The sequence below is a fragment of the Phaeobacter inhibens DSM 16374 genome (assembly GCF_000473105.1).
Classification (GTDB): domain Bacteria; phylum Pseudomonadota; class Alphaproteobacteria; order Rhodobacterales; family Rhodobacteraceae; genus Phaeobacter; species Phaeobacter inhibens.
In genome coordinates, this window is record NZ_KI421498.1 from 2,927,960 (window position 1) to 2,952,008 (window position 24,049).

Below are 24,049 nucleotides of genomic sequence, written 5' to 3' on the forward strand. Positions count from 1 at the left end.
TAGACAACAAAACAACAATGCGAAAGGCGCGGTGTCGTGAAGGATATGGAAGACGGCTATATCACCGAGGACGGGCGCAAGATCGGCGGCGTGGTGATGGAGATGAAAAACATCACTCTGCGCTTTGGCGGCGTGGTTGCGATCAAGGATATCTCCTTTGACATTCGCGAAGGCGAGATCCGGGCCATCATCGGCCCCAACGGCGCGGGCAAATCCTCGATGCTGAACGTGATCTCAGGGTTTTATGTCCCGCAGGAAGGCGAGGTGCTGTTTCGTGGTAAGCCCCGCCCACAGATGCGCCCCTATGAGGTGGCGCGTCAGGGCATCGCACGCACGTTCCAGAATATCGCGTTGTTCGACGGGATGAGTGTGCTCGACAATGTGATGACCGGGCGCCTCAATTTCATGAAGACCAATATCTTTCAGCAGGCGATCTGGCGCGGCAAGGCGGAGGCGGAAGAAACCGAAAACCGCGAAGCGGTGGAACGGATCATCGATTTTCTCGAGATTCAGGCAATCCGCAAGACGCCGGTTGCGCGTCTGCCTTACGGTTTGAAAAAACGGGTTGAGCTGGCGCGTGCCCTGGCCGCCGAGCCAAAGTTGTTGCTGCTGGATGAACCGATGGCGGGTATGAACGTTGAGGAAAAAGAGGACATGTCCCGCTTTATCCTTGATGTAAATGACGAATTCGGCACGACCATCGCGCTGATCGAACATGACATGGGCGTTGTGATGGACCTGTCTGATCGTGTTGTCGTGATGGACTACGGCAAGAAGATTGGCGACGGCACACCGGACGAAGTGCGCAACAATCAGGACGTGATTGATGCCTACTTGGGGGTCAGCCATGACTGATCATCTGGGCTGTGGAATGAATTTCGGAAATTTTTGGCAAGCTTCTGTGATGAAACTTGCAGGAGGAGAGCGGGATGCCTGAACAACTCGTCTTTGCGATGGAAGTCACGCTGAACGGCCTGATGGCAGGGGTGCTCTATGCGCTGGTCGCGCTGGGCTTTGTCCTGATCTACAAGGCCTCGGGCATCTTTAACTATGCGCAGGGTGTTATGGCCCTGTTTGCCGCGATGACGCTGGTGGGGATCATGAACGGTCAGGTGCCGTTCTCCCATGTGATCAATGCGATCTTCGGTGGGCATATCACCCACTTTGGCTGGACCGTCCCGTCCTTTGTCGCAATTGTCATGACAGTGGGCGTGATGGTGCTGCTGGCCTGGATGGTGCAGCATTTCGTGATGCGTCACCTGGTCGGGCAGGAGCCGATCATTCTGTTCATGGCCACCATCGGACTTGCCTATTTCCTTGAAGGGGTGGCGGATCTGATGTGGGGGTCAGAGATCAAAGCGCTGGATGTCGGCCTGCCGCAGGGGATCAACCTGTGGATCGATGAGACCACCTATCAGATCTTTGACTACGGGTTCTTCATCGACAACCTCGACATTGTGGCGACGGTTATTGCCGCGCTGCTGGTGATGGGGCTGGTTGCCTTTGCGCAATATACCAAACAGGGCCGTGCGATGCGGGCGGTGGCCGATGACCATCAGGCGGCACTGTCGGTTGGTATCTCGCTGAACTTTATCTGGGTGCTGGTCTGGTCGGTTGCGGGCTTTGTTGCACTGGTCGCCGGGATCATGTGGGGCACCAAATCCGGCGTGCAATTCTCTCTATCGCTGATCGCGCTAAAGGCCCTGCCAGTGTTGATGCTGGGCGGCTTCACCTCGATCCCTGGAGCCATTGTAGGCGGCCTGATCATTGGCGTCGGCGAAAAACTGTTCGAATTCATGATTGGCCCGATGGTTGGGGGCGCGACGGAGAACTGGTTTGCCTATGTGCTGGCGCTGCTGTTCCTGGTGTTCCGCCCGCAAGGTCTGTTCGGGGAGAAGATCATTGAACGGGTCTGAGGCTGTTATCACGTCTGCATGGCGCCACCGGAATATCGCCGCGCCATGCCTCTCTGTTCAGCCTTCCAGGCGTCGGAAGGCGGCGATGACGATGGCGGCAAAGATGGTGACCACCAGTGTGAAGGCGATAGTGATGTCCCCGACCAACTGGCCGACAAGCACCGTCAGGACAGCAGCGGCGCATAGCGCCAGAAGCAGCATGCCCCAGGCCGTAGAGGCCGCGGTCCCCGATTGCCGCGCTGCGGCGCGCGGGGCTGGCTGGCGATTGGCCTGCGGCAACACAGTCGCGTCTTCGACTGTGCTTAGCAGCCGGTTCTTCGCCTTTGTAAAGTCCTCAGGGGATATGTCTCCCCTGTCCCGGGCAGCCTCTAGCTGCCGGATTTCCTGCAATATTGCACTCATCGTTCCCACTCACTTTTCCCACGCAAAAGATGGCACAGAGAATTGGGCGAAATGTGGCGAAAGCCGGAAATCCGAAGAAATGGTTAACGTCGGAGGGGTCAGATGACCAAGCTGATTGCCATCGTCAATGTGATCGCATGGGCCGGGTTCTGGGCCTTTGGCTACCTGGCGCTGACTGCCGAGGGGTTTTCGGAGGCGCAGATGGTCACGGCATCGCTGTTGGCGGCGGCGGGGCTGATCACTGGCATCCTTGCCTATTTGCGTCTGGCCCGTGTGGCCGAGCTAAGTGGTTACGCAAGCAAGACAAATCAACTCGACGCGGGTCAGAGAAACCGCGCGCAGCAAGAAGGGAGCATCTGAGTCATGTTCTATCGTGAAGCCGGAGATTTCAAAACCTCCTACCAAGATGACAGCCAGACCTTCCCGATCAAGTTTGACCGGATCCGCTACTACGTGGTGCTGGCGCTGGCATTCCTGGTGGTGCCTTTCGTCGTAAATGACTACTGGGCCAATGCGATCCTGCTGCCGTTTCTGATCTATTCGATTGCCGCAATTGGCCTGAATATTTTGGTCGGGTACTGCGGTCAGGTGTCCTTGGGGACTGGTGGTTTCATGGCTGTGGGAGCCTATGCCTGCTACAAGCTGATGACGGCGTTCCCGGAAATGAGCATGTTCATTCACGTGTTGCTCGCCGGTGGTATCACGGCGCTGGTGTGCATCGGGTTTGGTCTGCCATCGCTCAGGATCAAGGGGTTCTACCTTGCCGTAGCAACGCTGGCGGCGCAGTTTTTTCTGGTCTGGCTCTTCAACCGGGTGCCGTGGTTCTACAACTATTCCGCCTCGGGTCAGATCAGCGCGCCGGAGCGGGATGTGTTCGGCATTATCATCACCGGCCCCAATGCACCGGCCTGGGCCACCTATATGTTCAGCCTGATTTTCCTTGCCTTCTGCGCATTGGTTGCCCGCAACCTGACCCGCGGGACCGTAGGCCGCAGCTGGATGGCGATCCGTGACATGGACATTGCGGCGGAGATCATCGGGGTGAACCCGCTAAAGGCGAAGCTCTCGGCCTTTGGGGTGTCTGGTTTCTTCATCGGGGTTTCCGGCGCACTGTTCTTTTCCGTCTATCTTGGCGCAGTCGAAGTTGGCGAAGCCTTTGGTATCAATAAATCGTTCCTGGTGCTGTTCATGGTGATCATCGGTGGCCTGGGGTCGATCTTCGGCTCCTTTGCCGGGGCGGCGTTCCTGGTGCTGCTGCCGGTCGTACTGAAGGTCGTAGGCGTGGATGTGCTGGGCTGGCCCACTGATATCGTGGCCCATATCCAGCTGGTGATTGTCGGTGCGCTGATCGTGATCTTCCTGATCGCGGAGCCGCATGGCATCGCGCAGCTGTGGCGCGTCGCCAAGGAAAAACTGAGACTCTGGCCTTTCCCGCACTAAGCGGGGCCGGCCAAGCAAGACTGCGGGGCAATAACAAGATCAACCCCCGCTGTGACCCACATCGGACAATTCAAGGGAGGATGAGACCCGATGAAAATGAAACTGACAACTCTGGCGCTGGGCGCCGTGATGGCCGCTGGCCCTGCCATGGCGGACCTGGTGTTCCCGTCGCTGAGTTATCGTACCGGCCCCTATGCGGCTGGCGGTATCCCTTTTGCGGATGGCTATGCGGATTACTTCACGCTGGTCAACGAACGCGATGGCGGCATCAATGGCGTGAAGGCAAAGGTCATCGAATGTGAGACCGGCTACAACACCGAGAAAGGTGTGGAATGCTATGAGTCGACCAAGGGCGAAGGCGCGCTGGTCTATCAGCCGCTGTCCACCGGCATCACCTATCAGCTGATCCCGAAAGTGACCGCCGATGGCATTCCGCTGCACACCATGGGCTATGGTCGCACCTCGGCGGCAAATGGTGAAGTGTTCAGCAATGTTTTCAACTACCCTGCCAACTACTGGGATGGTGCGTCTGGGATCATCAACTATCTGCTGGAAGAAAACGGCGGTGATCTGAACGGCAAGAAGATCTCGCTGCTGTTCCACAACTCCGCCTACGGTAAGGAGCCGATCCGGACGCTGGAGGAGCTGTCGAAGAAACACGGCTTCACGCTGTCGACATTGCCCGTCGACCACCCCGGTCAGGAGCAGAAATCCCAGTGGTTGCAGATCCGTCGCGACCGTCCGGATTTCGTAATCATGTGGGGCTGGGGCGTGATGAACCAGGTCGCCATTCAGGAAGCCGCCAACACTCGCTATCCGATGGAGAATTTCATCGGCGTCTGGTGGTCCGGTGCTGAGCATGATGTGATGGCTGCAGGCGATAAAGCCAATGGATACAAGGCTGTGACCTTCCACGGTGTGGGGCGTGACTTCCCTGTATTTGCGGATATCCAGACACATGTTGTGGACAAAGGGCTGGCGGCTGGTGCCGGCGATCAGATCGGCAATGTGCTCTATAACCGCGGGATGTATGCAGCGATGCTGGCTGTTGAAGCGGCAAAAACCGCCCAGGAAATCCATGGCACCAACGACATCACGCCTGCGATGATGCGCGATGGTATGGAAGCCTTGGAGATGCCGGAAGCGCGCATGTCTGCGCTGGGGATGCCGTATTTCGGTCCGTCCTTCAACGTCTCCTGTGAAAACCACGGTGGCCCCGGTCTGGTTGGCATGACCCAGTGGGACGCCTCGGCCAAAACCTGGAACCTGATCAGCGATTTCGCACCCAGCGATCGTGATGTGATCCAGCCGCTGATCGAGGAAGATTCCATGGCCTATGCCAAGGAAAACAATATCGAGGCGGGCTGCAAGTAACGCAGTTTGGTCTGTCCCCGGCTTTCGGTCGGGGGCGGATCTGCCGAACCGCGTCGCTGCTGGCGCGCATATCACCCGGTGCGGCGCGTGAGGGCCGCACCCACTGACAGACCCGGAACAGGGCGATCGGGTCAGGACCGCGTGAGGACAACAACAGATGCTGGATACAGCCAAAACCACCGATGTTCAGGCAGAGACCCTGCTTGAGGTCAACAACATCGAAGTGATCTACAACCACGTGATCCTCGTTTTGAAGGGCGTCAGCCTGAAGGTCCCGAAGGGCGGGATCACCGCGCTGCTGGGCGGCAATGGCGCGGGCAAGACGACAACACTCAAGGCGGTTTCAAACCTGCTGCACTCCGAGCGGGGCGAGGTCACCAAAGGGTCGATCAGCTATCGTGGAGAGCGCATTCAGGACCGGGACCCTGCCGAACTGGTCAAAAAAGGTGTTATTCAGGTGATGGAAGGCCGTCACTGTTTTGAACATCTGACCGTTGAGGAAAACCTGCTGACCGGCGCCTATACGCGCAGCGATGGCAATGCGAACATCCAGCGCGATCTGGAGATGGTCTATAGCTACTTCCCACGTCTGAAGGAGCGCCGCCGAAGCCAGGCGGGCTATACCTCGGGTGGTGAGCAGCAGATGGTTGCCATGGGCCGCGCTTTGATGAGCCGCCCGGAGACGATCCTGCTGGACGAGCCATCAATGGGGCTGGCGCCCCAGCTGGTGGAACAGATCTTTGAGATCGTGAAATCAATCAATGAAAACGAAGGGGTGACCTTCCTTCTGGCTGAGCAAAACACCAATGTGGCGCTGCGCTATTCCCACTACGGCTACATTCTGGAATCCGGTCGTGTGGTGATGGATGGCCCGGCTGCTGAACTGCGCGAGAATCCGGATGTGAAAGAATTCTACCTTGGTATGTCCGACGACGGGCGCAAGAGTTTCCGGGATGTGCGATCCTATCGCCGCCGGAAGCGGTGGTTGAGCTGAGGCGGGGTGCTGACATGACAAATTTTGACAGCCTTGAGACTCGCAGTGCAGACGCCCGTGCCTCTGACTTGGCGGAACAACTGCCGCAGCAGATTGCCCGTGCCATGGCCGCGCCTGGTTATGGCGACAGCCTGCGGGATGTTGATGCCGCATCCATTACGTCCGTTGCGGATCTGGCGGCTCTGCCGGTTCTGCGCAAATCTGATTTGGGCAAGGCACAGGCTGCACATCCACCGTTTGGTGGGTTCACGGTAAAGCCTGCCAGCGGTTTTGCTCATATCTTCCAGTCGCCCGGTCCGATCTACGAACCGGGCGGGGTGGATCATGACTGGTGGCGTATGGGGCGGTTCCTTCATGCGGCGGGTATTGGCCCCGGCGATGTGGTGCAAAACTGCTTTGGCTATCATCTGACGCCCGCAGGTATGATCTTTGAGAATGGTGCGCGCGCGGTTGGTGCCGCTGTGCTGCCCGCGGGTACCGGTCAGACCGAATTGCAGGTCACTGCGGCGCGTGATGTGGGCGCGACTGCTTACGCCGGCACCCCTGACTACCTGAAGGTAATCCTGGACAAGGCCGATGCCATGGGTGTGCAGCTGGGCTTTACCAAGGCGGCTGTGGGGGGCGGGGCGCTGTTCCCCTCCTTGCGTCAGGAATATGCGGATCGTGGTATCACCTGTCTGCAATCCTATGCGACGGCGGATCTGGGCAATATAGCCTATGAGAGTGCGGCTATGGAGGGGATGATCGTCGATGAACAGGTCATCGTCGAGATTGTCACCCCCGGGACCGGCACCCCGGTGGCCGCCGGAGAAGTCGGCGAGGTCGTGGTGACCACGCTGAACCCGGACTATCCGCTTGTCCGGTTTGCCACCGGGGATCTGAGCGCCGTGTTGCCAGGTGAATCCCCCTGCGGCCGCACCAATATGCGGATCAAGGGCTGGATGGGTCGCGCCGATCAAACCACCAAGATCAAGGGCATGTTTGTGCGCCCTGAACAGGTTGCGGCACTGGTCGACAAGCACGATGAGATCATCAAGGCGCGCGTTATTGCCAGCCGGGACGGCGAGATGGATGCGATGACCGTTCAGATCGAAGCGCAGAACGGCGATGAAATCGCTTTTTCCCGTTCTGTGGTGGAGGTGCTGAAGCTGAAAGGCCGCGTGGAAGTGGTCGCACCCGGTGTCCTGCCTAAGGATGGTTTGGTGATCGAGGACCAGCGCAGCTACGACTGATCCCCTGTCCTGTTGGGGGTACCACCCGATCAGGGTATATCTGGCGCAACCGGGTTCCTCCCTCCGGTTGCGCCAGTTTTTGTTTCGCCACGCTTTTTGAAGTATGCGGGCGCGGCGAATGGCTGCGCTTTGGCATTGTTGCTGGCATTTCCGACGAAAATGATCGAAATAGAGGGCTGCACTGAGGTAGTCCTGCGTTCATGCCAAAGATCACATCCATTTCACCCGTAGCAGCAGAGGCCGCACGAGCCGCCGAGGTATCGGCCGTTGGTGATGCCGCCGCCGCAGGTGCGGTGCCATCCATGACAGGTCCGAGCGGCCGTCGGGGGCGGCGGAAGAAACCCGGTGGTGCGCTGTTCGCCACTGTCGGTTGGGTGGTGGCCCTGGCGTGTCTGTTGCCAATGCTGGCGGTCTCCCTTGCGGCGCTGACAGGTGGGACAGAGACGATCCAGCACCTGATGGATACGGTATTGCCGGGGTATGTCGGCACCACATTGGTACTGGTCTTGCTGGTGGCGCTAGGTACCGGAATGGTCGGTGTGGGTGCGGCCTGGCTGGTGACGATGACCCGTTTTCCAGGCGTACGGGTGATGGAGGTCGTGCTGATCCTGCCGCTGGCCTTCCCGGCTTATGTGTTGGCCTATGCATATACCTTCGTGCTGGATCATCCCGGTGTTGTGCAGACGACATTGCGACAGGTGACTGGCTGGGGGCCGCGCGACTATTGGTTCCCGGAGATCCGCTCCGTCGGAGGGGCAGCGGTGATGCTGGTACTGGTGCTTTACCCCTATGTTTACCTGCTGGCGCGGGCCGCGTTCCTGCAGCAAAGCGCGGGAGCGTTTTTGGCGGCGCGTGCGCTTGGCAACACCTCTCTGCAGGCATTCTGGCGGGTCAGCCTGCCCATGGCGCGCCCCGCGATTGCGTCGGGTGTTCTGTTGGCTGTCATGGAGACCATCGCTGACTTCGGTACCGTGAGTTATTTCGGTGTGCAGACCTTTGCCACCGGGATCTATACCAGCTGGTTTTCTCTGGCGGACCGGGCTGGTGCCGCGCAGCTGGCGCTATGTCTGCTTGGGTTTGCCCTGACCTTGGCAGTCGCGGAACGGGCCACACGCGGACGGGCACGCTATCATCACGCGGGTAAGCACCAGGCCAAGATGCCGCCGGTGGATTTGCACGGTTTCAAGGCGGCTCTGGCGTTTGGTCTCTGTGTCTTGCCGGTCCTCTTGGGGTTTCTGTTGCCGGTTGTGATTTTGGCACAGATGGGGATGGAGTCGGAGCAGAACCTGTTCAGCAAACGCTACCTGGGATTCTTGCAGAACTCGCTCACGCTGGCGATGACGGCTGCGCTCCTGACGGTGGTCGCGGCAGTTTGCCTTGGGTTTTACCAGCGCCTGCGGCCGGGTCGGCCCTCAGCGCTGGCGGGGCATGTCTCGCGGCTGGGCTATGCGGTGCCGGGCGGAGTGATCGCGGTTGGGCTGATGGTGCCCTTCGCAGCCTTTGACAACACATTGGATGCTTGGATGCAGGCGAATTTCGAGATCCGGACCGGTCTGCTGATTACCGGATCGATCTGGCTGCTGGTGGCTGCCTATATGGTGCGCTTTCTGGCAGCGGCCTTGGGGGCTTATGAGGGCGGGCAATCCACAGTGCACGCCAATATGGACGCCGCCGCGCGGTCACTGGGGCAAAGCCCGCTGGGCATGCTGCGTCGGGTGCATCTGCCGATCCTGACGCCCAGCCTGATGACCGCTTTGCTGATTGTCTTTGTCGATGTGATGAAGGAGCTGCCTGCAACGCTGATCATGCGCCCCTTCAATTACGATACGCTGGCGGTTCAGGCCTATCGCCTTGCATCGGACGAGCGGCTGGAAGGCGCGGCGGTGCCCTCGCTGGTGATCATGCTGGTTGGCCTGTTGCCAGTGATCCTGATCTGTCGACAGGTGGGGCGGCGCAGTTAAGTATGCTCCCTTTGGCGGCTTAGCTGTGCCACCAATCCTCTATGTCTTCGCGGGAGATCCGGGCCGCGGGGCCAAGCGCAACAAGTACGGTTTCTTCCGCCTCGCAGCGTTTGGCAGAGACCTGTCGGCCAACCACATGCAGCTCATAACCGCCGCCGTTCGTCAGCACAAAGCCCTTCATCCGGTAGAGGCCATCGGGCCGGTTCGCCAGTTTGTCGCCCAAGCGGCAGCGGTCCATGGGTTCATTGCTACGATGGTGCCAGGTGGCATAGGAATGATGGGCGGATTTCGCGCCGGTTCTGCCGACAGGCAACGGCAGCACGTCAAACAGCAGGTCTGCTAGGGGAGCGTTTTCCAGGAGCGTTGGGGTGCGGGCGCCAAGCGCGTTCAGTTGCTCCATGACAGCGTTCGACAGGGTATCACATTTGCTTATCAGCACCAGATCTGCGGCCCGGATCTGCTGGCTTACCTGATCGCGCAAGAGATCATCGCCAAGGAGATCCGAGAGGTTTTCGCCATCTGTAACGGTGATGGTACCGCCGTAGGACAGCTGAGCTTCGTTCACCACGGTATTGGCTATGGCAACCGGATCGGAGAGGCCGCTGGCTTCGATCACGATGTGATCCGGGTGGTTCTCCTCTGCGAGAATACGGTGCAGAGCGGCAGTCAGATCCTCCCCTAAGGTGCAGCAGACGCAGCCGTTGCTGAGCGCGATGGTCTGCGCGTTGGCATCCTGAAGAAGACTTTCGTCGATGTTGATGCGACCAAAGTCATTGACTAGAACCGTCAGGCGCAATCCATGATCCTCGCTCAGAAGTCGATTGATCAGGGTGGTTTTTCCGGCGCCGAGGTAACCGCTGATGATGGTGACCGGGATACGCTTCATCGGGTGTGTCCCGATGGGATGATGTGGTCACGCATGGCTTGTCCCCGCTCTGCATCGCTGAATACGGGCTGCAGCTATAGGTGGTCTTTCCCGGTCCGTCCACCCTCAGCGCGACGTCAGGTCAAGCCGGTACTGGCGGCAACATGCCCGTTTAATTCATGGCGTATCCGCTTTTCTGGGGGAGCACCTCAGACAATGCAATTGGCGGGAAGCGGTAGGGAGGACCTAAAATCACGGCAACCCGGGGGCTCGGCTCCAGGGACACTGGAATCGTGAAAAAGGGGTGAAAGCCGTGTTAAACCGCAATGAACTGATTCTCCGCATTGTCCTACTGGGGCTGGGGGCGACGGCGTTTATGGATCTATGGGCGATTGCCGCTGATACATTGTTTGGCGTCCCGCAGAGCAATTTTGCCGTGGTTGGACGATGGCTTGGCCATATGCCTGAGGGGGTGTTCACCCACGACAGTATCCGCAAAGCTGCACCGGTGGCGAATGAAGGCGCACTTGGCTGGACTGCACATTACATAGTTGGCGTGATCTTCGCCGCGCTATTCGTTGCGGTTGGCGGGCAGCGTCAGCTGCTGCAGCCGGGGCCGGTTGTACCGATCCTTTTTGGCCTGGTGACGGTGGTTGCACCGTTCTTCATCCTGCAACCAGCACTGGGGGCGGGCATCATGGCGGCAAATAAACCCAATCCGGATGCCGCGCGACTAAAGAGCCTGATGTCGCATTTCTCATTCGGTTTGGGGCTTTACGTGGTGGCGTATGGTCTGTCCCGTCTGGCACCCAAGGGGCGGCTCGGATCTGAGGATCAGATTTCGCCTGCTGAGTAGCTGGGTTGCTGTCCGGTGTTCAGAACAACAAAGGCGCAGGAAATCATCCTGCGCCTTTGCCTCTAGATCAGTGGCGCATTTGCGCCGGTCATCACGCGGTAGGGATTATTCCCAGCCCACCTGATTGAAGATCTTCTGGGCGGTGGGGATGTTCTTTGCCACGTCGGACAGCTGAACATCATCCGGCTTGAAGTGACCGAGTGCGGCGATGCTGGGTGCCAGAGCAACGCCGGGAACCGCAGGGTATTCGTCATTGCCAGCCGAGAAATACTGCTGTGCCTGATCGGAGGCGAGGTATTCCAGGAACTTCACGGCATTGTCTTTGTTGGGGGCGTTCACTGCCACACCACCGCCGGACAGGTTCATATGCGCGCCTTCTGCGTCCTGCGCAGGGAAAACCCAACCGATCATGTCACGGTCTGCCGACAGACCTTTCACGTCCTTACGGATGGAGCGGGCAAAGTAGTAGCTGTTGCCAACCGCGATTTCGCATTCGCCAGAGACAATGCCGCGCAGCTGGTCGGTATCACCCCCCTGCGGTGCGCGCGCCATATTGGCGACAACGCCTTTTGCCCAATCGGTTGCGGCCTCTTCACCGTGGTGCGTGACGATCGAGGCCAGCAGGGTCTGGTTGTAGGTGTTGGTCGACGACCGGATGCAGACCTGACCTTTGTAAGCCGGATCGGCGAGGTCGAGATATGTCTTCGGCGGGGTTGCGACATCTGCCTTGTCAAAGAAGATGATACGTGCGCGCTGCGAGAAGCCGAACCATTGGTTGTCTGCATCCTGCAGGTAGCCCGGAACGCGGGCTTCCAGCGTGTCGCTGTCGATGGCTTGCAGCAGACCTTCGTTCTTGGCGCGGGCCAGGCGAGAGGTGTCGACTGTCAGCAGAATGTCAGCAGGGGAGTTTGCACCCTCTGCGCTCATCCGGGCGATCAGCTCGTCGGCTTTGCCTTCGATGCGGTTGATGGTGATGCCGGTGGCCTCTTCAAAATCGGAGTAGAGACGCTCGTCGGTATCATAGTGGCGCGAGGAGTAGAGGTTCAGCTCACCCTCAGCAGCGGCAGATGTTGCGACGGCGGCGACCAAGGCGCCTGCAAGAATGGTGGTCGATTTCAGCATGGTACATCCCATCTATTCAAAACACTCGGGGGTCTTGGCCAGAGGCGTCGAACCCGACTGATTTGCTCAGATAAAGAGTTTCAGCAAAAATGCAAAGAAAAACCGACAAAAAGAATCGGAAAAAGGCGCCCGCCTCGGCGACTTGGCCGTAGGGCGCGATGTGGGAGGGTATAAAATGAAAAAACCGCATCCGAAGATGCGGTTTTCAAATCAGCTAAGCTGCGTCTGGCAATCAGCCCTGGCGTGCTTTAAAGCGGCGCTGGGTCTTGTTGATCACATAGACACGGCCCTTGCGACGCACAACGCGGCAATCACGGTGCCGGTTCTTGAGCGAGCGGAGCGAGTTCTTGACCTTCATGGCCTATCTCCTGTTCTGCGGCGCGAACCAGCGCCTGGGTTGCGGGGCTCCGATCCTTAGACCAGAGCAATGAATTCATGGTGGGCGATACAAGGTTCGAACTTGTGACCCCTTCGATGTCAACGAAGTGCTCTACCACTGAGCTAATCGCCCATAAATACCTACGCTTTCGGCCGGCCCCAAATTGAAAGGGGCGCGGATGACCGCGCCGGTGAGGGGGTCTATAAAATGAGTCGGAGAGGGGTGCAAGAGCTTTTGACCGCAGAAATTTCCGGTCTATGCTGTTTCTTGTATCTGAGCGGCCGGAGCCTGCATGTCTGACACAGTATATTTGGTGGAAATGCCACAGGAATTGCGGTCCGGGGTTGTTTTTGCCTCACCGCACAGCGGATCGGACTACAGCGCAGCGTTTCTGGCGCAGACGATTCTTGATCCTTTGCAGCTGCGCAGTTCGGAAGACGCCTTTGTTGACGAGCTGTTCGCAGCTGCGCCGCGATTCGGAATGCCCCTGCTGACCGCGCGGGCGCCACGCGCCTATGTCGATCTCAACAGATCAACCGAAGAACTGGACCCGGCGCTGATCGAGGGTGTCATTAAACGCGGGCAGAACCCGAGGGTGGCTTCGGGGCTGGGAGTTGTACCACGGGTGGTGGCCCATGGGCGGGCGATCTACCATGGAAAGCTAAGCCAGTGCGAAGCGAGGCGGCGAATCGAGTCCTATTGGCGACCATATCATGCCGCATTGCAGCAGCTTCTGGATCAGGCGCGGATCGGGTTTGGACAGGCGGTGCTGATTGATTGCCATTCAATGCCGCATGAGGCGATATCTGCTGCCGGGCGGAGGGGGGCTGGGCTGCCTGATGTTGTGCTGGGGGATCGGTTCGGTGCTGCCGCCTCCTCCGAGGTCATGGACCGGGTCGAAGCGGCGTTTGTCGGCGCCGGGCTGCGCGTTGCGCGCAATACCCCCTTTGCAGGGGCCTATATCACGCAGACCTATGGCCGCCCGTCGCGTGCGCAACATGCGGTGCAGGTCGAAATTGATCGTAGCCTCTATATGAATGAGGCGCGCATTGAGAAAACCGCCGATTTTGCCGCGCTGCAAATGGTGCTGACCGATGTGATCGCTGAACTGTCGCAGCTGAATTGTGATCCGGTGCCTCTGGCAGCGGAGTAAGCGCAGCTCCTGCTACCGAAGAGAGCGGCCCTTCTGGATGGCGGATTTGCCAAAGCGTTCGCGGATAGCATCTGTCGCGCGTTCGGCTTTGGCGCGCTGACCTGCCTGAGGGTCGAGCAAATCACCGGTGATATCAGCCTGGGTTTCCGGGACCAAATCGGAAATGCCGCAGCCAAGCAGCCGGTAGGGACCTTCGTCGCCAACCTGATCCAGTAGGGCACGGGCGGTACGATAGACGGTATCCGCGATCTGGGTGGCGTCGCGCAGGGATTGCCGCCGGGTGAGGCTGCTGTGATTTGCGCGTTTCAGCTTCAGCGTCACCACCCGTCCAGCCAGCTGCCGCGCTTTGGCACGGTCGGAGACCTTTTCGGCCAGCCGCCACAGATGTCCGTCAAGCACCTCAAGACTGGCCGTATCCTCAAAGAAGGTGGTCTCATTCGAGATGGATTTGATGGGCGCATTGGAGGATACGCGGCGCCGGTCCTGGCCACGCGCGAGATGCCAGAGCCGCTCTCCCATCGAACCGAAGCGAGCATTAAGATCAGTCCGATCCCATCTGAGAAGATCGGAGAAGCTGCGAATCCCGGCCTTGTCGAGCGAGGCCTGCGCGGCGGGGCCAATGCCCCAGATCAGGCGCACCGGTTTGTCCTTCAGGAACTCAGAGGTTTCAGCCGCGCCAATCACCGAAAATCCGCGGGGTTTGTCCAGATCTGACGCGACCTTGGCTAGGAACTTATTGTGCGACAGCCCGATGGATCCGGTCACACCCAGTTCATCTTTCATGCGTTTGACCAGCCGCGCCAGCATCACCGCAGGCGGCGCGCCATGCAGGCGCTGGGTGCCGGACAAATCCATGAAAGCCTCATCCAAGGATAGCGGTTCAACATCTGGGGTCAGCTCATCCATCATGGCGCGGATCTGGCGGCTGACGTCGACATAGACGTTCATGCGAGGTTTGATCACCACCGCGTCCGGGCAGAGCTTCAGCGCCTGAAACATTGGCATGGCCGAACGAACACCGCGAATGCGCGCGACATAGCAGGCGGTGGAGACCACGCCACGTTGCCCGCCACCGATCACCACAGGTTTGTCGGCGAGATCTGGATTGTCGCGTTTTTCAACACTGGCGTAGAATGCATCACAATCCATATGTGCGATTGAGAGCGAGAACAGCTCAGGATGAGCTTTGATACGCGGGCTTTGGCAGCTGGGGCAGCGCTTTGGGTTCGGGGTCCTGCCATTCTTCGGTTTCAGCACGCCATGGGACAGGCATTCCCGACAAAGTACCTGCAGGTTCTGGCCGCCGCCTGCCGGACCCTCAGGTCTGGTCAGATCAGACGTTATAGGATGCTGGTCGGACATGGGCGCAAAAACCGGGAGGGGCTGAATGAGGGAATCTCATGGTGCTGCAGGGGCGCATAGAGTAGCCTCTGCAACGGAAATTGTCTTTAGACGATCTGACATGGTGAGAGCAGGGATGACATTCGACGGTGCCAAGCTGGCACTTTTTATCGGTGACAGGCTGTTGGTCATTGAGCGTGACGCCTATCCGGACATTCCCTATCCCGGCCACTGGGATTTCCCAGGCGGCGGTCGCGAGGGGGCGGAAACACCAGAAACCTGTGCCCTGCGCGAAACCGAGGAGGAGGTCGGGCTGCTCGTACAGGAGACAGATCTGGTCTGGCGGCGAAGCTATGCGCGGCCCAACGGTGTGGTCTGGTTTTTTGCTGCACATTTACCTGCCAAGAGAGAGCGAGACATCAGGCTGGGGGATGAGGGGCAGAGCTGGGCGCTGGTCCGGCCCGAATGGTACATCGCGCACGATCTGGCGGTACCCCATTTCGCCGATTATCTGCAGGCCTATCTATCGCATCGCGGCACTATCGGCGCATGAGCTTGGGCGCGTTTGCTGCCCGGTTCAAAATCGATGCCCTGAAAGAAAGAACCCCCGCTGCTGTAGCGGGGGAGGTGACGAACCTCAGGAAGAGCAAGGCCGTCAGGGGAGTGTCTCTCCCACAGGGTCGGTCATTTTGACCTCTCAGCATAGTCTGTTGCGCAGGATTATGTAATTCCATCTCTGGCTGTGTGCTTTTGTGGGCACAGGACAAAAAGGCGCATTTGGCAGCATGGCGATATAGAAATCTGTTGCAATTCGCATACTTGACCCTAGGTAAGCGTTGCGTAAGGCCGGGTCGCAGCCTGCCTATGTGGGGCGCAGTCAAATGTTTTATTTCTGCCTAATGTTTAGGCATTTTTCGATATCGATCGTGCTGGAACGGTCAATCTGACCGTCGCGAACGGAAAACCCGCCAAAGCGATCTGCGTCGGCGGGTTTGGAGTGTTGAAGAAGTGAAACCTGAGCTTGGCTGCCGCCTGCTTGAAGTCTGTGTCAGCGGGGCAGGCTGGTCAGAATATCTTCGGCTGCGCTGCGTGGTGCTTCTGCGGCCCAGATCGGACGGCCCACTACGATATGGTCGGCACCGGCCTCTAACGCGCTGGCCGGGGTGGCCACGCGTTTCTGATCTCCCAGGGCGGCTCCGGCGGGGCGTACGCCTGGGGTGACAATGAGCTTGCCTGATGCTTCGGGCAGGGCGCGGATCAGGGCGGCCTCCTGCGGGCTGGCGATCACGCCATCGGCTCCAGCGGTGAGCGCAAGGCCCGCGCGCTCCTGTACCAGATCAGAGATTTCCCCAGATTTGATCAGCGCCTCGTCCAGATCGGCGCGGTCCAGAGAGGTGAGGATGGTCACGCCAAGGATTTTGAGGTTGGTGCCAGCGGCGCCTTCCTTGGCGGCGCGCACAACATGCGGATCACCGTGGACGGTGAGGAAATCGAGGTCAAACTGCGCCAGACCGCGCACCGCAGCCTCAACTGTGGCGCTGATGTCGAAGAGTTTCATGTCGAGGAAGATGCGCTTGCCGCGTTCCTGTTTCAGTTCATTGGCGAGGGCCAGCCCCCCGCCGGTCAACATGCCCAGGCCGATCTTGTAGAACGACACAGCATCGCCAAGCGTATCGGCCAGTTGCAGCCCGGCGATTGCATTGGGAACGTCCATCGCAACGATCAGGCGGTCGTCAGCTGTGGTTTCTTGGCGGGGGTTGGCGGTGGAAGATGCGGACATGGAGGTTCCTCGGCTTAGGGGCGCCTTTGCGGGCAGTGTGGACATGCAGGCAGTTTAGGGATCGCGCTGCTTTTAGTGGTGGTGTTGCCGTTGGGAAAGGGGAAAACGGCTGGGTCGACGGGGCGGCCATGGTCCCTCAGTGTTCTGCCAGGAGTGCAGGCGGGGCATACTCTTGATCTGGGTCAGGGATTTGGTGACATATTTGCCGCATACTGACCTTGAAGAGACAGTAAGATCTCCCACATTGAACCTGAAGGCCCTGAACGGGACGTGCTGCAAAGCGGGCGTCGCCACCAAAACGGGGCGCTTATATAAGGAGAGCAAGATGGACTTGAACAAGTTCACAGAACGGGCGCGCGGTTTTGTGCAGGCGGCCCAGACGATTGCACGACGTGAGGATCACCAGCGACTGATGCCTGAGCATTTGCTGAAGGCGCTGATGGATGACGACCAAGGACTGGCGAGCAATCTGATCACTCGCGCTGGTGGAACGCCGGAACAGGTGGTTCAGGCGCTGGAGTTGGCGGTGTCCAAACTGCCCAGGGTGCAGGGCAATTCTGCTGATATCTATCTGGATGGCCAGACCGCCAAGGTGCTCGACGAGGCGGCTAAGATTGCTGAGAAGGCCGGTGACAGTTTCGTGCCGGTTGAGCGGCTGCTGATGGCGCTATGTATGGTCAAGTCCAAGGCCAAGGATGCGCTGGCGGATGGCAATGTCTCCGCGCAGGCGTTGAACGAGGCGGTCAATGATATCCGTAAGGGTCGCAAGGCGGACAGTGCCAGCGCCGAAGATGGCTATGACGCTCTGCAGAAATACGCCCGCGATCTGACGGAGGCGGTACGGGACGGCAAGATTGATCCGATCATTGGCCGGGATGAGGAAATCCGCCGGGCGATGCAGGTGCTGAGCCGCCGGACCAAGAACAATCCGGTGCTGATTGGCGAGCCGGGGGTTGGTAAGACTGCAATCGCCGAGGGCATGGCCCTGCGTATCGTCAATGGCGATGTCCCTGAATCTCTACGCGACAAGCAGTTGCTTTCGCTCGATATGGGCGCGTTGATCGCGGGTGCCAAATACCGCGGAGAATTCGAGGAACGCCTGAAGGCGGTTCTGACCGAGGTGACGGAGGCCGCTGGCGAAATCATTCTGTTCATCGATGAGATGCACACGCTGGTTGGTGCGGGGAAATCGGATGGCGCGATGGATGCGGCGAACCTGATTAAGCCTGCGCTCGCACGGGGTGAGTTGCATTGTATTGGCGCCACGACGCTGGACGAATACCGCAAATATGTCGAAAAAGACGCTGCTTTGGCGCGCCGGTTCCAGCCTGTGATGGTGACCGAGCCGACGGTTGAGGACACCATTTCGATCCTCCGCGGCATCAAGGAGAAGTACGAATTGCACCACGGTGTTCGTATTGCGGATGCGGCGCTGGTGTCTGCGGCGACGCTTTCCCATCGCTATATCACTGATCGGTTCCTTCCGGACAAGGCGATTGACCTTATGGATGAGGCTGCGGCGCGCCTGCGGATGCAGGTCGACAGCAAGCCCGAAGAGCTGGATGCGCTCGACCGGCAGATTCTGCAGATGCAGATTGAGGAAGAGGCGCTGAAGCTTGAGGATGATGCGGCATCAAAAGACCGCTTGGAGACGCTGCAGAAAGAACTGGCAGAGCTGCAGGAGAAATCGGCGGAAATGACCGCGCAGTGGCAGTCCGAACGCGACAAATTGGCCTCTGCCCGTGGGCTGAAGGAACAGCTGGACCGCGCCCGCGCCGATCTGGATGCGGCTAAACGAGAGGGCAACCTCGCCCGCGCGGGGGAGCTGTCCTATGGTGTCATCCCCGGGCTGGAAAAACAGCTGAGTGAGGCGGAAGCCTCTGAACGCAATGGGCTAATGGTTGAAGAGGCCGTTCGCCCCGAGCAAATCGCCGGCGTGGTCGAACGCTGGACCGGTATCCCCACCTCCAAGATGTTGGAAGGGGAGCGTGAGAAACTGCTGCGGATGGAGGCTGACCTGCACGGTCGGGTGATTGGTCAGGATGCGGCTGTGACCGCTGTGTCCAACGCCGTGCGCCGCGCCCGTGCGGGCCTGAATGATGAAAATCGGCCCCTGGGATCGTTTTTGTTCCTTGGCCCAACCGGCGTTGGTAAGACTGAGCTGACCAAAGCCGTCGCTGATTTCCTGTTTGATGACGACAGCGCCATGGTGCGTGTTGATATGTCGGAGTTCATGGAAAAACACGCGGTTGCTCGGCTGATCGGCGCGCCTCCGGGCTATGTCGGCTATGATGAGGGAGGCGTGCTGACCGAAGCGGTGCGGCGCAAACCCTATCAGGTGGTTCTCTTTGATGAGGTTGAAAAGGCCCATCCGGATGTCTTCAACGTGTTGTTGCAGGTCTTGGATGATGGTGTGCTCACCGATGGGCAGGGACGGACCGTCGATTTCAAGCAGACGCTGATCATCCTGACGTCGAACCTCGGCGCGCAGGCGCTGAGCCAGCTGCCGGATGGGGCCGATGCCGCCGACGCCAAGCGTGACGTGATGGATGCCGTGCGTGCCCATTTCCGCCCAGAGTTCCTGAACCGGCTGGATGAGACGATCATTTTTGATCGGCTGGGTCGCAAGGATATGGATGGAATCGTCACGTTGCAGTTGGCGCGGCTGGAGAAACGCCTTGTGGGCCGCAAGATCACGCTTGAGATGGATGATGGCGCGAAGACATGGCTCGCAGATGAGGGGTATGACCCGGTGTTCGGTGCTCGTCCGCTGAAGCGAGTCATCCAGAGAGTGTTGCAGAACCCATTGGCGGAGATGCTGCTGGCGGGAGAAATACGCGACGGGGACACGGTGCCTGTCAGTGCCGGCGCTGAGGGCCTGATCATCGGGGATCGTATTGGCACCAGCGATCGCCCGCGCCCTGACGACGCCGTTGTCCACTAAACATGTGCAGACACGATTGAACAGGAAAGGCCCGCCAGATCTGGCGGGCCTTTTCGTCTGCGGTCTGGCTAAGGCATGGCTTTCAGTTACTGGCGACCACGCGTGTTGCGCCCCTGCGGCGTAAAACTGTCAAACGCGGTTCCCAGTCATAACGGGGGTCTTTGGATGTGGCGGACCAGTAGAGATTGCCGCCATAGCGCCAGGGGTCCAACACAATGCCACCGTAGATATCTGCGCCCTTGGGGGCGATGATGGCGCTGCTGTGTTCAATACGAAAGCTGTTTCGTGGTTCCGCGATGGCCCGCAGGATTGTCAGACTCTGGAAGTCTTCACGTTGCAGCCTGGCCTGCATGTCCTCAGCGTAGTGGTAGCATAGGCCCCGTTGCCGGACGCCGCTGTTGACGAGGGTGTTGTGCAGGATGGGTGAGGTTGTGACCTGATACTCTTTTGCCAAGGCCGTCGCATGGTTATAGGCGATTTGCGCCGCGCGCGCAGCCTCGGCGGGATCTACATCGGGGCTCAGGGTTTCGATTGCGTGACGGAGCTGACTGACCTCATCTGGTTTGCCACCGGAGTGGGGTGTGCAGCCTGTAACCAGCGCCGTGGCAATCAGCAGCAGGGAAACAACGATGGACTTCATGCAGGGGCTGCTCGCTCAGTGTTTCGGTATCCCTAGCTTATCAAAGGCAATGACGTCAGACAGCGGGGAAATCCGACTTGGGCGGTTCTATTCCTCAATCGCCTCAAGAACGATGTCGTTCAGCAACGTCTGGATCAGTTGCATCTCGCCCTCGGGAAAGGCGCGAAAGCCGATTGTTGTGATGTTACTGTCCGGCCGTTGCGCGACGAATATGTCATAGGGGCAGAAGGTGATATTCATCGGATTGGCTTCCATCACTTCGCGGGACAGGCTGGCCGAGCAGAAAGAATAGACCTCGGCTTGTTCAAACAGCACCACGTCAGAGCCAACATCTGCGCGGGTGCGTTCCAGCATCTCTCCGACGTGACTGACATGATCGACCACCAGACCACGGTCAGTGATGGCGCTCTCCAGTCCGAAGGTCACATCCTCAAAGGTCAAATTTGTCTGGTAGCTGACCATATGTGTATCTGCTGATTGCTCTGCCAGGGCGGACAGGCCTGTCACGGTGATGGCAGCGGCTGCGCCTGACAGGGTGAAGATATACCTGCCGATATGGCGAGCTGTGGTGCGAATTGCGGTGATTTTTGTCATGGTCCTCTCCCAATGTGATCAAAGGTGACTTGCCCGCCCTGTGGAATACGCCAAGTTGGTATGGGGCGGGCCGATGGGCAGCGCGTTCCATTATCATATAGGAGTTTTTGCATGGGTTTCGCGGCAAATGCCATAGAATTCCTCGCGTATGCCTTTGTCTTTGCGCTGGGCGCGCTGGCACTGATCGCAGCGGGGCTGTTTGTGGTGGATCGGATCCAGACAGAGGACGCGGTGCGGCGCAACTATCCGGTGATTGGCAGGTTTCGCGGGTTGTTCAGCACTTTGGGTGAGTTTTTTCGCCAGTATTTCTTTGCCATGGACCGTGAGGAGATGCCCTTCAACCGTGCGCAACGGGAATGGGTCGGGCGTGCCGCAGAGGGTAAGGGCAACACGGTTGCCTTCGGTTCAACCCGCAACCTGAATGTGCCCGGCACGCCGATCTTCGTGAATGCGGCCTTTCCGGCTCTGGATGATGACAAGGCCTGCTGCGAGCCGCGCCTGATCGGGCCAACGGCCCGCCAGCCCTATATGGCGCCTTCCTTCTTCAATATCTCCGGTATGAGTTATGGGGCACTGTCGGCACCTGCGGTACGTGCCCTCAGCCATGGGGCCAAAGAGGCGGGTATCTGGATGAACACGGGCGAAGGCGGGTTGAGCCCCTATCATCTGGAAGGGGGCTGTGATGTCGTGTTTCAGATCGGCACTGCAAAATACGGCGTGCGCGATGAGAATGGCGTGCTGAGTGATGATCACCTGCGTAAGGTGGCCTCATATGATGCCGTGCGGATGTTTGAGCTGAAGCTGGCGCAGGGGGCAAAACCGGGCAAAGGGGGCATTCTGCCGGGGGCCAAGGTCACCAAACAGATCGCCGAGATCCGTGGGATCCCGGAAGGTGAGGACAGTATCTCGCCGAATAGGCACCCTGAAATTGCCAACTACGACGAGCTGTTGGATATGATCGCACATGTCCGGGAGGTGACCGGCAAGCCGGTGGGCATCAAGATGGTCGTCGGGGCCGAGGCCGCCCTGCGCGAGATGTTTCTGCACATTGCGGCGCGCAAGGATGACAGCGTACCGGATTTTATCACGGTTGATGGCGGCGAGGGCGGGACCGGCGCGGCCCCGATGCCACTGATTGATCTCGTCGGTATGTCGGTGCGCGAGGCGCTGCCTCTTATGTGTAATCTGCGCGATGAATATGGGCTCAAGGATCGCATCCGCCTGATCGCCTCGGGAAAGCTGGTCAATCCGGGCGATATCGCCTGGGCGCTGGCGGCGGGAGCTGACTTTGTCACCTCGGCGCGAGGATTCATGTTCTCGCTCGGCTGTATCCAGGCCCTGAAATGCAATCGCAACAGCTGCCCCACCGGGATCACCACACATAATAAGCGCCTGCAAAAGGGATTGGTGGTAGAGGAGAAATTCACCCGCGTTGCCCGCTACGCCAAGGAGATCATCCATGAGGTGGAAACCATTGCTCATTCCGTTGGGGTGAGTGAGCCCCGCCAGCTTCGTCGCTGTCACGTACGGATTATGCAGGAGGATGGGCGCAGCCGACCGATGCATGAGCTTATGCCAGGTTACAGTGCCATCGCGGAGACGTGAGAGGATATGTTTTGGACTGTGCCGCAACCTGCCTTAGGTCGTTGGCAACGAACATAAAGGAGATCCCGCATGGCCCACCGCTGGAAGAATGACCTGAGTGACGCTGATGTCACGCCCTATGCTGCATTTCTGAACCGCCGTCAGATCATGGCTGGTCTGGGCGGTGCCGCGGGGCTGGGTCTGGCAGGGCTGGGTGGCACGGCCGCGCGGGCCGCTACGGAGGAGGCACTAGAGCCCAACAGTTGGGAGGATGTGACCACCTATTGCAACTTCTACGAATTTGGCACGGGTAAGGGGGATCCCGCCGCCTATGCAGGCCAGATGACGACGGAGCCCTGGAGTGTTGAGATCGACGGTCTGGTAGAGCGGCCGGGCAGCTATTCCATGGCGCAAATTTTGGATGCTATGACGCTGGAGGACCGGATCTATCGCTTCCGCTGTGTTGAGGCTTGGTCAATGGTCGTGCCCTGGCAGGGGTTCGAGCTGGCGGACCTCCTTAATCTGGCCGGAGTGCAGGACGGCGCCAAATACGTGGCGTTTGAAACCCTCTATCGGCCATCGGAAATGCCTGGCACCGCCTATAATGTACTGGACTGGCCTTACCGGGAGGGTCTGCGCCTTGATGAGGCGCAGCACCCGCTGACAATTATGGCCACCGGGATCTTTGGCAAGCCGCTACCCAATCAGAACGGCGCGCCGCTGCGGTTGGTGGTTCCGTGGAAATATGGTTTCAAATCGATCAAGTCGATTGTCCGCATCACGCTCACGGATCAGCAGCCGCAAACCAGTTGGAACATGGCGAATGCGCGCGAATATGGATTCTATAGCAACGTAAACCCCACTGTGGATCATCCCCGATGGAGCCAAGCCAGCGAGCGACGTATCGGCGGCGGCCTTTTTGCCCGCCGCGAACCGACTTTGATGTTCAACGGCTATGAGAAAGACGTGGCCGCGCTGTATCAGGGTATGGATCTGGCAGAGAACTTCTGAATGCAGCGGATCAACAGCCTATTTCGTATGGTTCCGGTCTGGCTGGTCTATATGGGCGGGATGCTACCGGCAGGTGTCCTGTTCTATCAGGGGCTCTCTGGTGCGCTTGGTGCGGAACCAATCAAGGCGCTGGAACATGAATATGGCGAACTGGCTCTGCAACTGCTGGTGGCGACTCTGGCGATTACGCCGCTGCGCCGCCTGCTCGGGTTGAATCTGATGCGATTTCGCCGGGCGATCGGTCTATTGTGCTTCTTCTATGTGAGCTGCCACCTGCTGGTGTGGTTGCTGCTTGATGTGCAGTTGCTGGGGCAGATCCTGGCGGACATCCTGAAGCGGCCATATATCACCATCGGCATGGCCGGTTTCGTGTTGATGCTTCCCTTGGCGCTGACCTCGAATGGGATTTCAGTTCGCCGGTTGGGCGCGCGATGGCGCCTCCTGCATCGGCTGACGTATCC

General features: G+C 59.1%; 23 protein-coding genes and 1 tRNA gene (1 of these 24 only partly in view). 15 read left to right on the forward strand and 9 right to left on the reverse strand.

What is annotated here, in order from left to right:
* The first annotated feature begins 45 nt into the window (after nucleotides 1–45).
* A complete protein-coding gene (locus INHI_RS0117760) occupies nucleotides 46–855 on the forward strand; it encodes an ABC transporter ATP-binding protein (protein ID WP_014881338.1) in 810 nt (269 codons plus the stop codon).
* Between the two features lie 74 nt (nucleotides 856–929).
* Nucleotides 930–1,916, forward strand: coding sequence for a branched-chain amino acid ABC transporter permease (locus INHI_RS0117765; protein WP_014881337.1), 987 nt, complete (start codon nucleotides 930–932; stop codon nucleotides 1,914–1,916).
* 57 nt (nucleotides 1,917–1,973) lie between these two features.
* Here INHI_RS0117765 and INHI_RS20605 read toward each other — a convergent pair whose 3' ends face one another.
* Nucleotides 1,974–2,318 (reverse strand): SHOCT domain-containing protein, encoded by a 345-nt coding sequence (locus tag INHI_RS20605; RefSeq protein WP_014881336.1) that lies wholly within the window; start codon nucleotides 2,316–2,318, stop codon nucleotides 1,974–1,976.
* Between the two features lie 102 nt (nucleotides 2,319–2,420).
* On the opposite strand from INHI_RS20605, the gene INHI_RS0117775 reads away from it, so the two are divergent.
* From INHI_RS0117775 to INHI_RS0117800, 6 genes are all read left to right on the forward strand, one after another.
* Nucleotides 2,421–2,678, forward strand: a complete 258-nt coding sequence (locus INHI_RS0117775; protein WP_014876152.1) for a hypothetical protein — start codon at nucleotides 2,421–2,423, stop codon at nucleotides 2,676–2,678.
* Between the two features lie 3 nt (nucleotides 2,679–2,681).
* Nucleotides 2,682–3,758 (forward strand): branched-chain amino acid ABC transporter permease, encoded by a 1,077-nt coding sequence (locus INHI_RS0117780; RefSeq protein WP_014876151.1) that lies wholly within the window; start codon nucleotides 2,682–2,684, stop codon nucleotides 3,756–3,758.
* A 90-nt stretch (nucleotides 3,759–3,848) separates the two neighbouring features.
* A complete protein-coding gene (locus tag INHI_RS0117785; RefSeq protein WP_014876150.1) occupies nucleotides 3,849–5,132 on the forward strand; it encodes an ABC transporter substrate-binding protein in 1,284 nt (427 codons plus the stop codon).
* Between the two features lie 157 nt (nucleotides 5,133–5,289).
* Nucleotides 5,290–6,126: an ABC transporter ATP-binding protein gene (locus INHI_RS0117790; protein WP_014876149.1), complete on the forward strand. Its 837-nt coding sequence runs from the start codon at nucleotides 5,290–5,292 to the stop codon at nucleotides 6,124–6,126.
* Between the two features lie 14 nt (nucleotides 6,127–6,140).
* A complete protein-coding gene (locus INHI_RS0117795; RefSeq protein WP_027248485.1) occupies nucleotides 6,141–7,358 on the forward strand; it encodes a phenylacetate--CoA ligase family protein in 1,218 nt (405 codons plus the stop codon).
* Nucleotides 7,359–7,558: 200 nt separating this feature from the next.
* Nucleotides 7,559–9,319 (forward strand): ABC transporter permease, encoded by a 1,761-nt coding sequence (locus INHI_RS0117800; RefSeq protein ID WP_036767153.1) that lies wholly within the window; start codon nucleotides 7,559–7,561, stop codon nucleotides 9,317–9,319.
* Between the two features lie 19 nt (nucleotides 9,320–9,338).
* Here the strand turns inward: INHI_RS0117800 and INHI_RS0117805 are convergent, their stop codons facing one another.
* Nucleotides 9,339–10,205 (reverse strand): CobW family GTP-binding protein, encoded by an 867-nt coding sequence (locus tag INHI_RS0117805; protein WP_027248487.1) that lies wholly within the window; start codon nucleotides 10,203–10,205, stop codon nucleotides 9,339–9,341.
* A gap of 292 nt (nucleotides 10,206–10,497) precedes the next feature.
* Between INHI_RS0117805 and INHI_RS0117810 the strand changes: the two genes are divergently transcribed.
* Complete coding sequence (locus INHI_RS0117810; RefSeq protein WP_014881332.1) at nucleotides 10,498–11,040, forward strand: DUF2938 domain-containing protein; 543 nt, start codon at nucleotides 10,498–10,500, stop codon at nucleotides 11,038–11,040.
* Nucleotides 11,041–11,145: 105 nt separating this feature from the next.
* Here INHI_RS0117810 and INHI_RS0117815 read toward each other — a convergent pair whose 3' ends face one another.
* The 3 genes from INHI_RS0117815 to INHI_RS0117830 all read right to left on the reverse strand — a co-directional run bounded on the left by INHI_RS0117815 (nucleotide 11,146) and on the right by INHI_RS0117830 (nucleotide 12,673).
* On the reverse strand, nucleotides 11,146–12,162 hold the full coding sequence (locus tag INHI_RS0117815) for a Fe(3+) ABC transporter substrate-binding protein (RefSeq protein ID WP_014876144.1): 1,017 nt from the start codon (nucleotides 12,160–12,162) through the stop codon (nucleotides 11,146–11,148).
* A 232-nt stretch (nucleotides 12,163–12,394) separates the two neighbouring features.
* Nucleotides 12,395–12,520 (reverse strand): type B 50S ribosomal protein L36, encoded by a 126-nt coding sequence (gene ykgO / locus INHI_RS0117825; protein WP_008562923.1) that lies wholly within the window; start codon nucleotides 12,518–12,520, stop codon nucleotides 12,395–12,397.
* 78 nt (nucleotides 12,521–12,598) lie between these two features.
* A tRNA-Val gene (locus INHI_RS0117830) sits at nucleotides 12,599–12,673 on the reverse strand.
* A gap of 160 nt (nucleotides 12,674–12,833) precedes the next feature.
* Here INHI_RS0117830 and INHI_RS0117835 point away from each other — a divergent pair.
* On the forward strand, nucleotides 12,834–13,694 hold the full coding sequence (locus tag INHI_RS0117835; RefSeq protein WP_014881331.1) for an N-formylglutamate amidohydrolase: 861 nt from the start codon (nucleotides 12,834–12,836) through the stop codon (nucleotides 13,692–13,694).
* A gap of 12 nt (nucleotides 13,695–13,706) precedes the next feature.
* Here the strand turns inward: INHI_RS0117835 and INHI_RS0117840 are convergent, their stop codons facing one another.
* Nucleotides 13,707–14,987: a DNA polymerase IV gene (locus INHI_RS0117840; protein ID WP_081497227.1), complete on the reverse strand. Its 1,281-nt coding sequence runs from the start codon at nucleotides 14,985–14,987 to the stop codon at nucleotides 13,707–13,709.
* A 184-nt stretch (nucleotides 14,988–15,171) separates the two neighbouring features.
* Between INHI_RS0117840 and INHI_RS0117845 the strand changes: the two genes are divergently transcribed.
* Nucleotides 15,172–15,588 (forward strand): NUDIX hydrolase, encoded by a 417-nt coding sequence (locus INHI_RS0117845; protein WP_014881329.1) that lies wholly within the window; start codon nucleotides 15,172–15,174, stop codon nucleotides 15,586–15,588.
* 495 nt (nucleotides 15,589–16,083) lie between these two features.
* Here the strand turns inward: INHI_RS0117845 and pyrF are convergent, their stop codons facing one another.
* On the reverse strand, nucleotides 16,084–16,815 hold the full coding sequence (pyrF, locus tag INHI_RS0117855; protein WP_036767154.1) for an orotidine-5'-phosphate decarboxylase: 732 nt from the start codon (nucleotides 16,813–16,815) through the stop codon (nucleotides 16,084–16,086).
* 325 nt (nucleotides 16,816–17,140) lie between these two features.
* On the opposite strand from pyrF, the gene clpB reads away from it, so the two are divergent.
* On the forward strand, nucleotides 17,141–19,759 hold the full coding sequence (clpB, locus tag INHI_RS0117860; protein WP_027248489.1) for an ATP-dependent chaperone ClpB: 2,619 nt from the start codon (nucleotides 17,141–17,143) through the stop codon (nucleotides 19,757–19,759).
* 82 nt (nucleotides 19,760–19,841) lie between these two features.
* On the opposite strand, the gene INHI_RS0117865 is transcribed toward clpB, so the two are convergent.
* Nucleotides 19,842–20,399: a hypothetical protein gene (locus tag INHI_RS0117865; RefSeq protein ID WP_027248490.1), complete on the reverse strand. Its 558-nt coding sequence runs from the start codon at nucleotides 20,397–20,399 to the stop codon at nucleotides 19,842–19,844.
* A gap of 87 nt (nucleotides 20,400–20,486) precedes the next feature.
* Entirely contained in the window at nucleotides 20,487–20,993 is a 507-nt protein-coding gene (locus INHI_RS0117870; RefSeq protein ID WP_014881325.1) for a DUF302 domain-containing protein, read from the reverse strand.
* 111 nt (nucleotides 20,994–21,104) lie between these two features.
* Between INHI_RS0117870 and INHI_RS0117875 the strand changes: the two genes are divergently transcribed.
* The 3 genes from INHI_RS0117875 to msrQ form a co-directional block, all read left to right on the forward strand.
* Entirely contained in the window at nucleotides 21,105–22,598 is a 1,494-nt protein-coding gene (locus INHI_RS0117875; protein ID WP_027248491.1) for an FMN-binding glutamate synthase family protein, read from the forward strand.
* A 69-nt stretch (nucleotides 22,599–22,667) separates the two neighbouring features.
* Nucleotides 22,668–23,588, forward strand: coding sequence for a protein-methionine-sulfoxide reductase catalytic subunit MsrP (gene msrP / locus INHI_RS0117880; RefSeq protein ID WP_027248492.1), 921 nt, complete (start codon nucleotides 22,668–22,670; stop codon nucleotides 23,586–23,588).
* A protein-coding gene (gene msrQ, locus INHI_RS0117885) for a protein-methionine-sulfoxide reductase heme-binding subunit MsrQ (protein WP_014876134.1) crosses the window boundary here: on the forward strand, nucleotides 23,589–24,049 show its 5' portion. 136 nt of this gene lie beyond the right edge of the window; the window shows 461 of its 597 coding nt (coding positions 1–461); the start codon lies at nucleotides 23,589–23,591; the stop codon falls past the right edge of the window.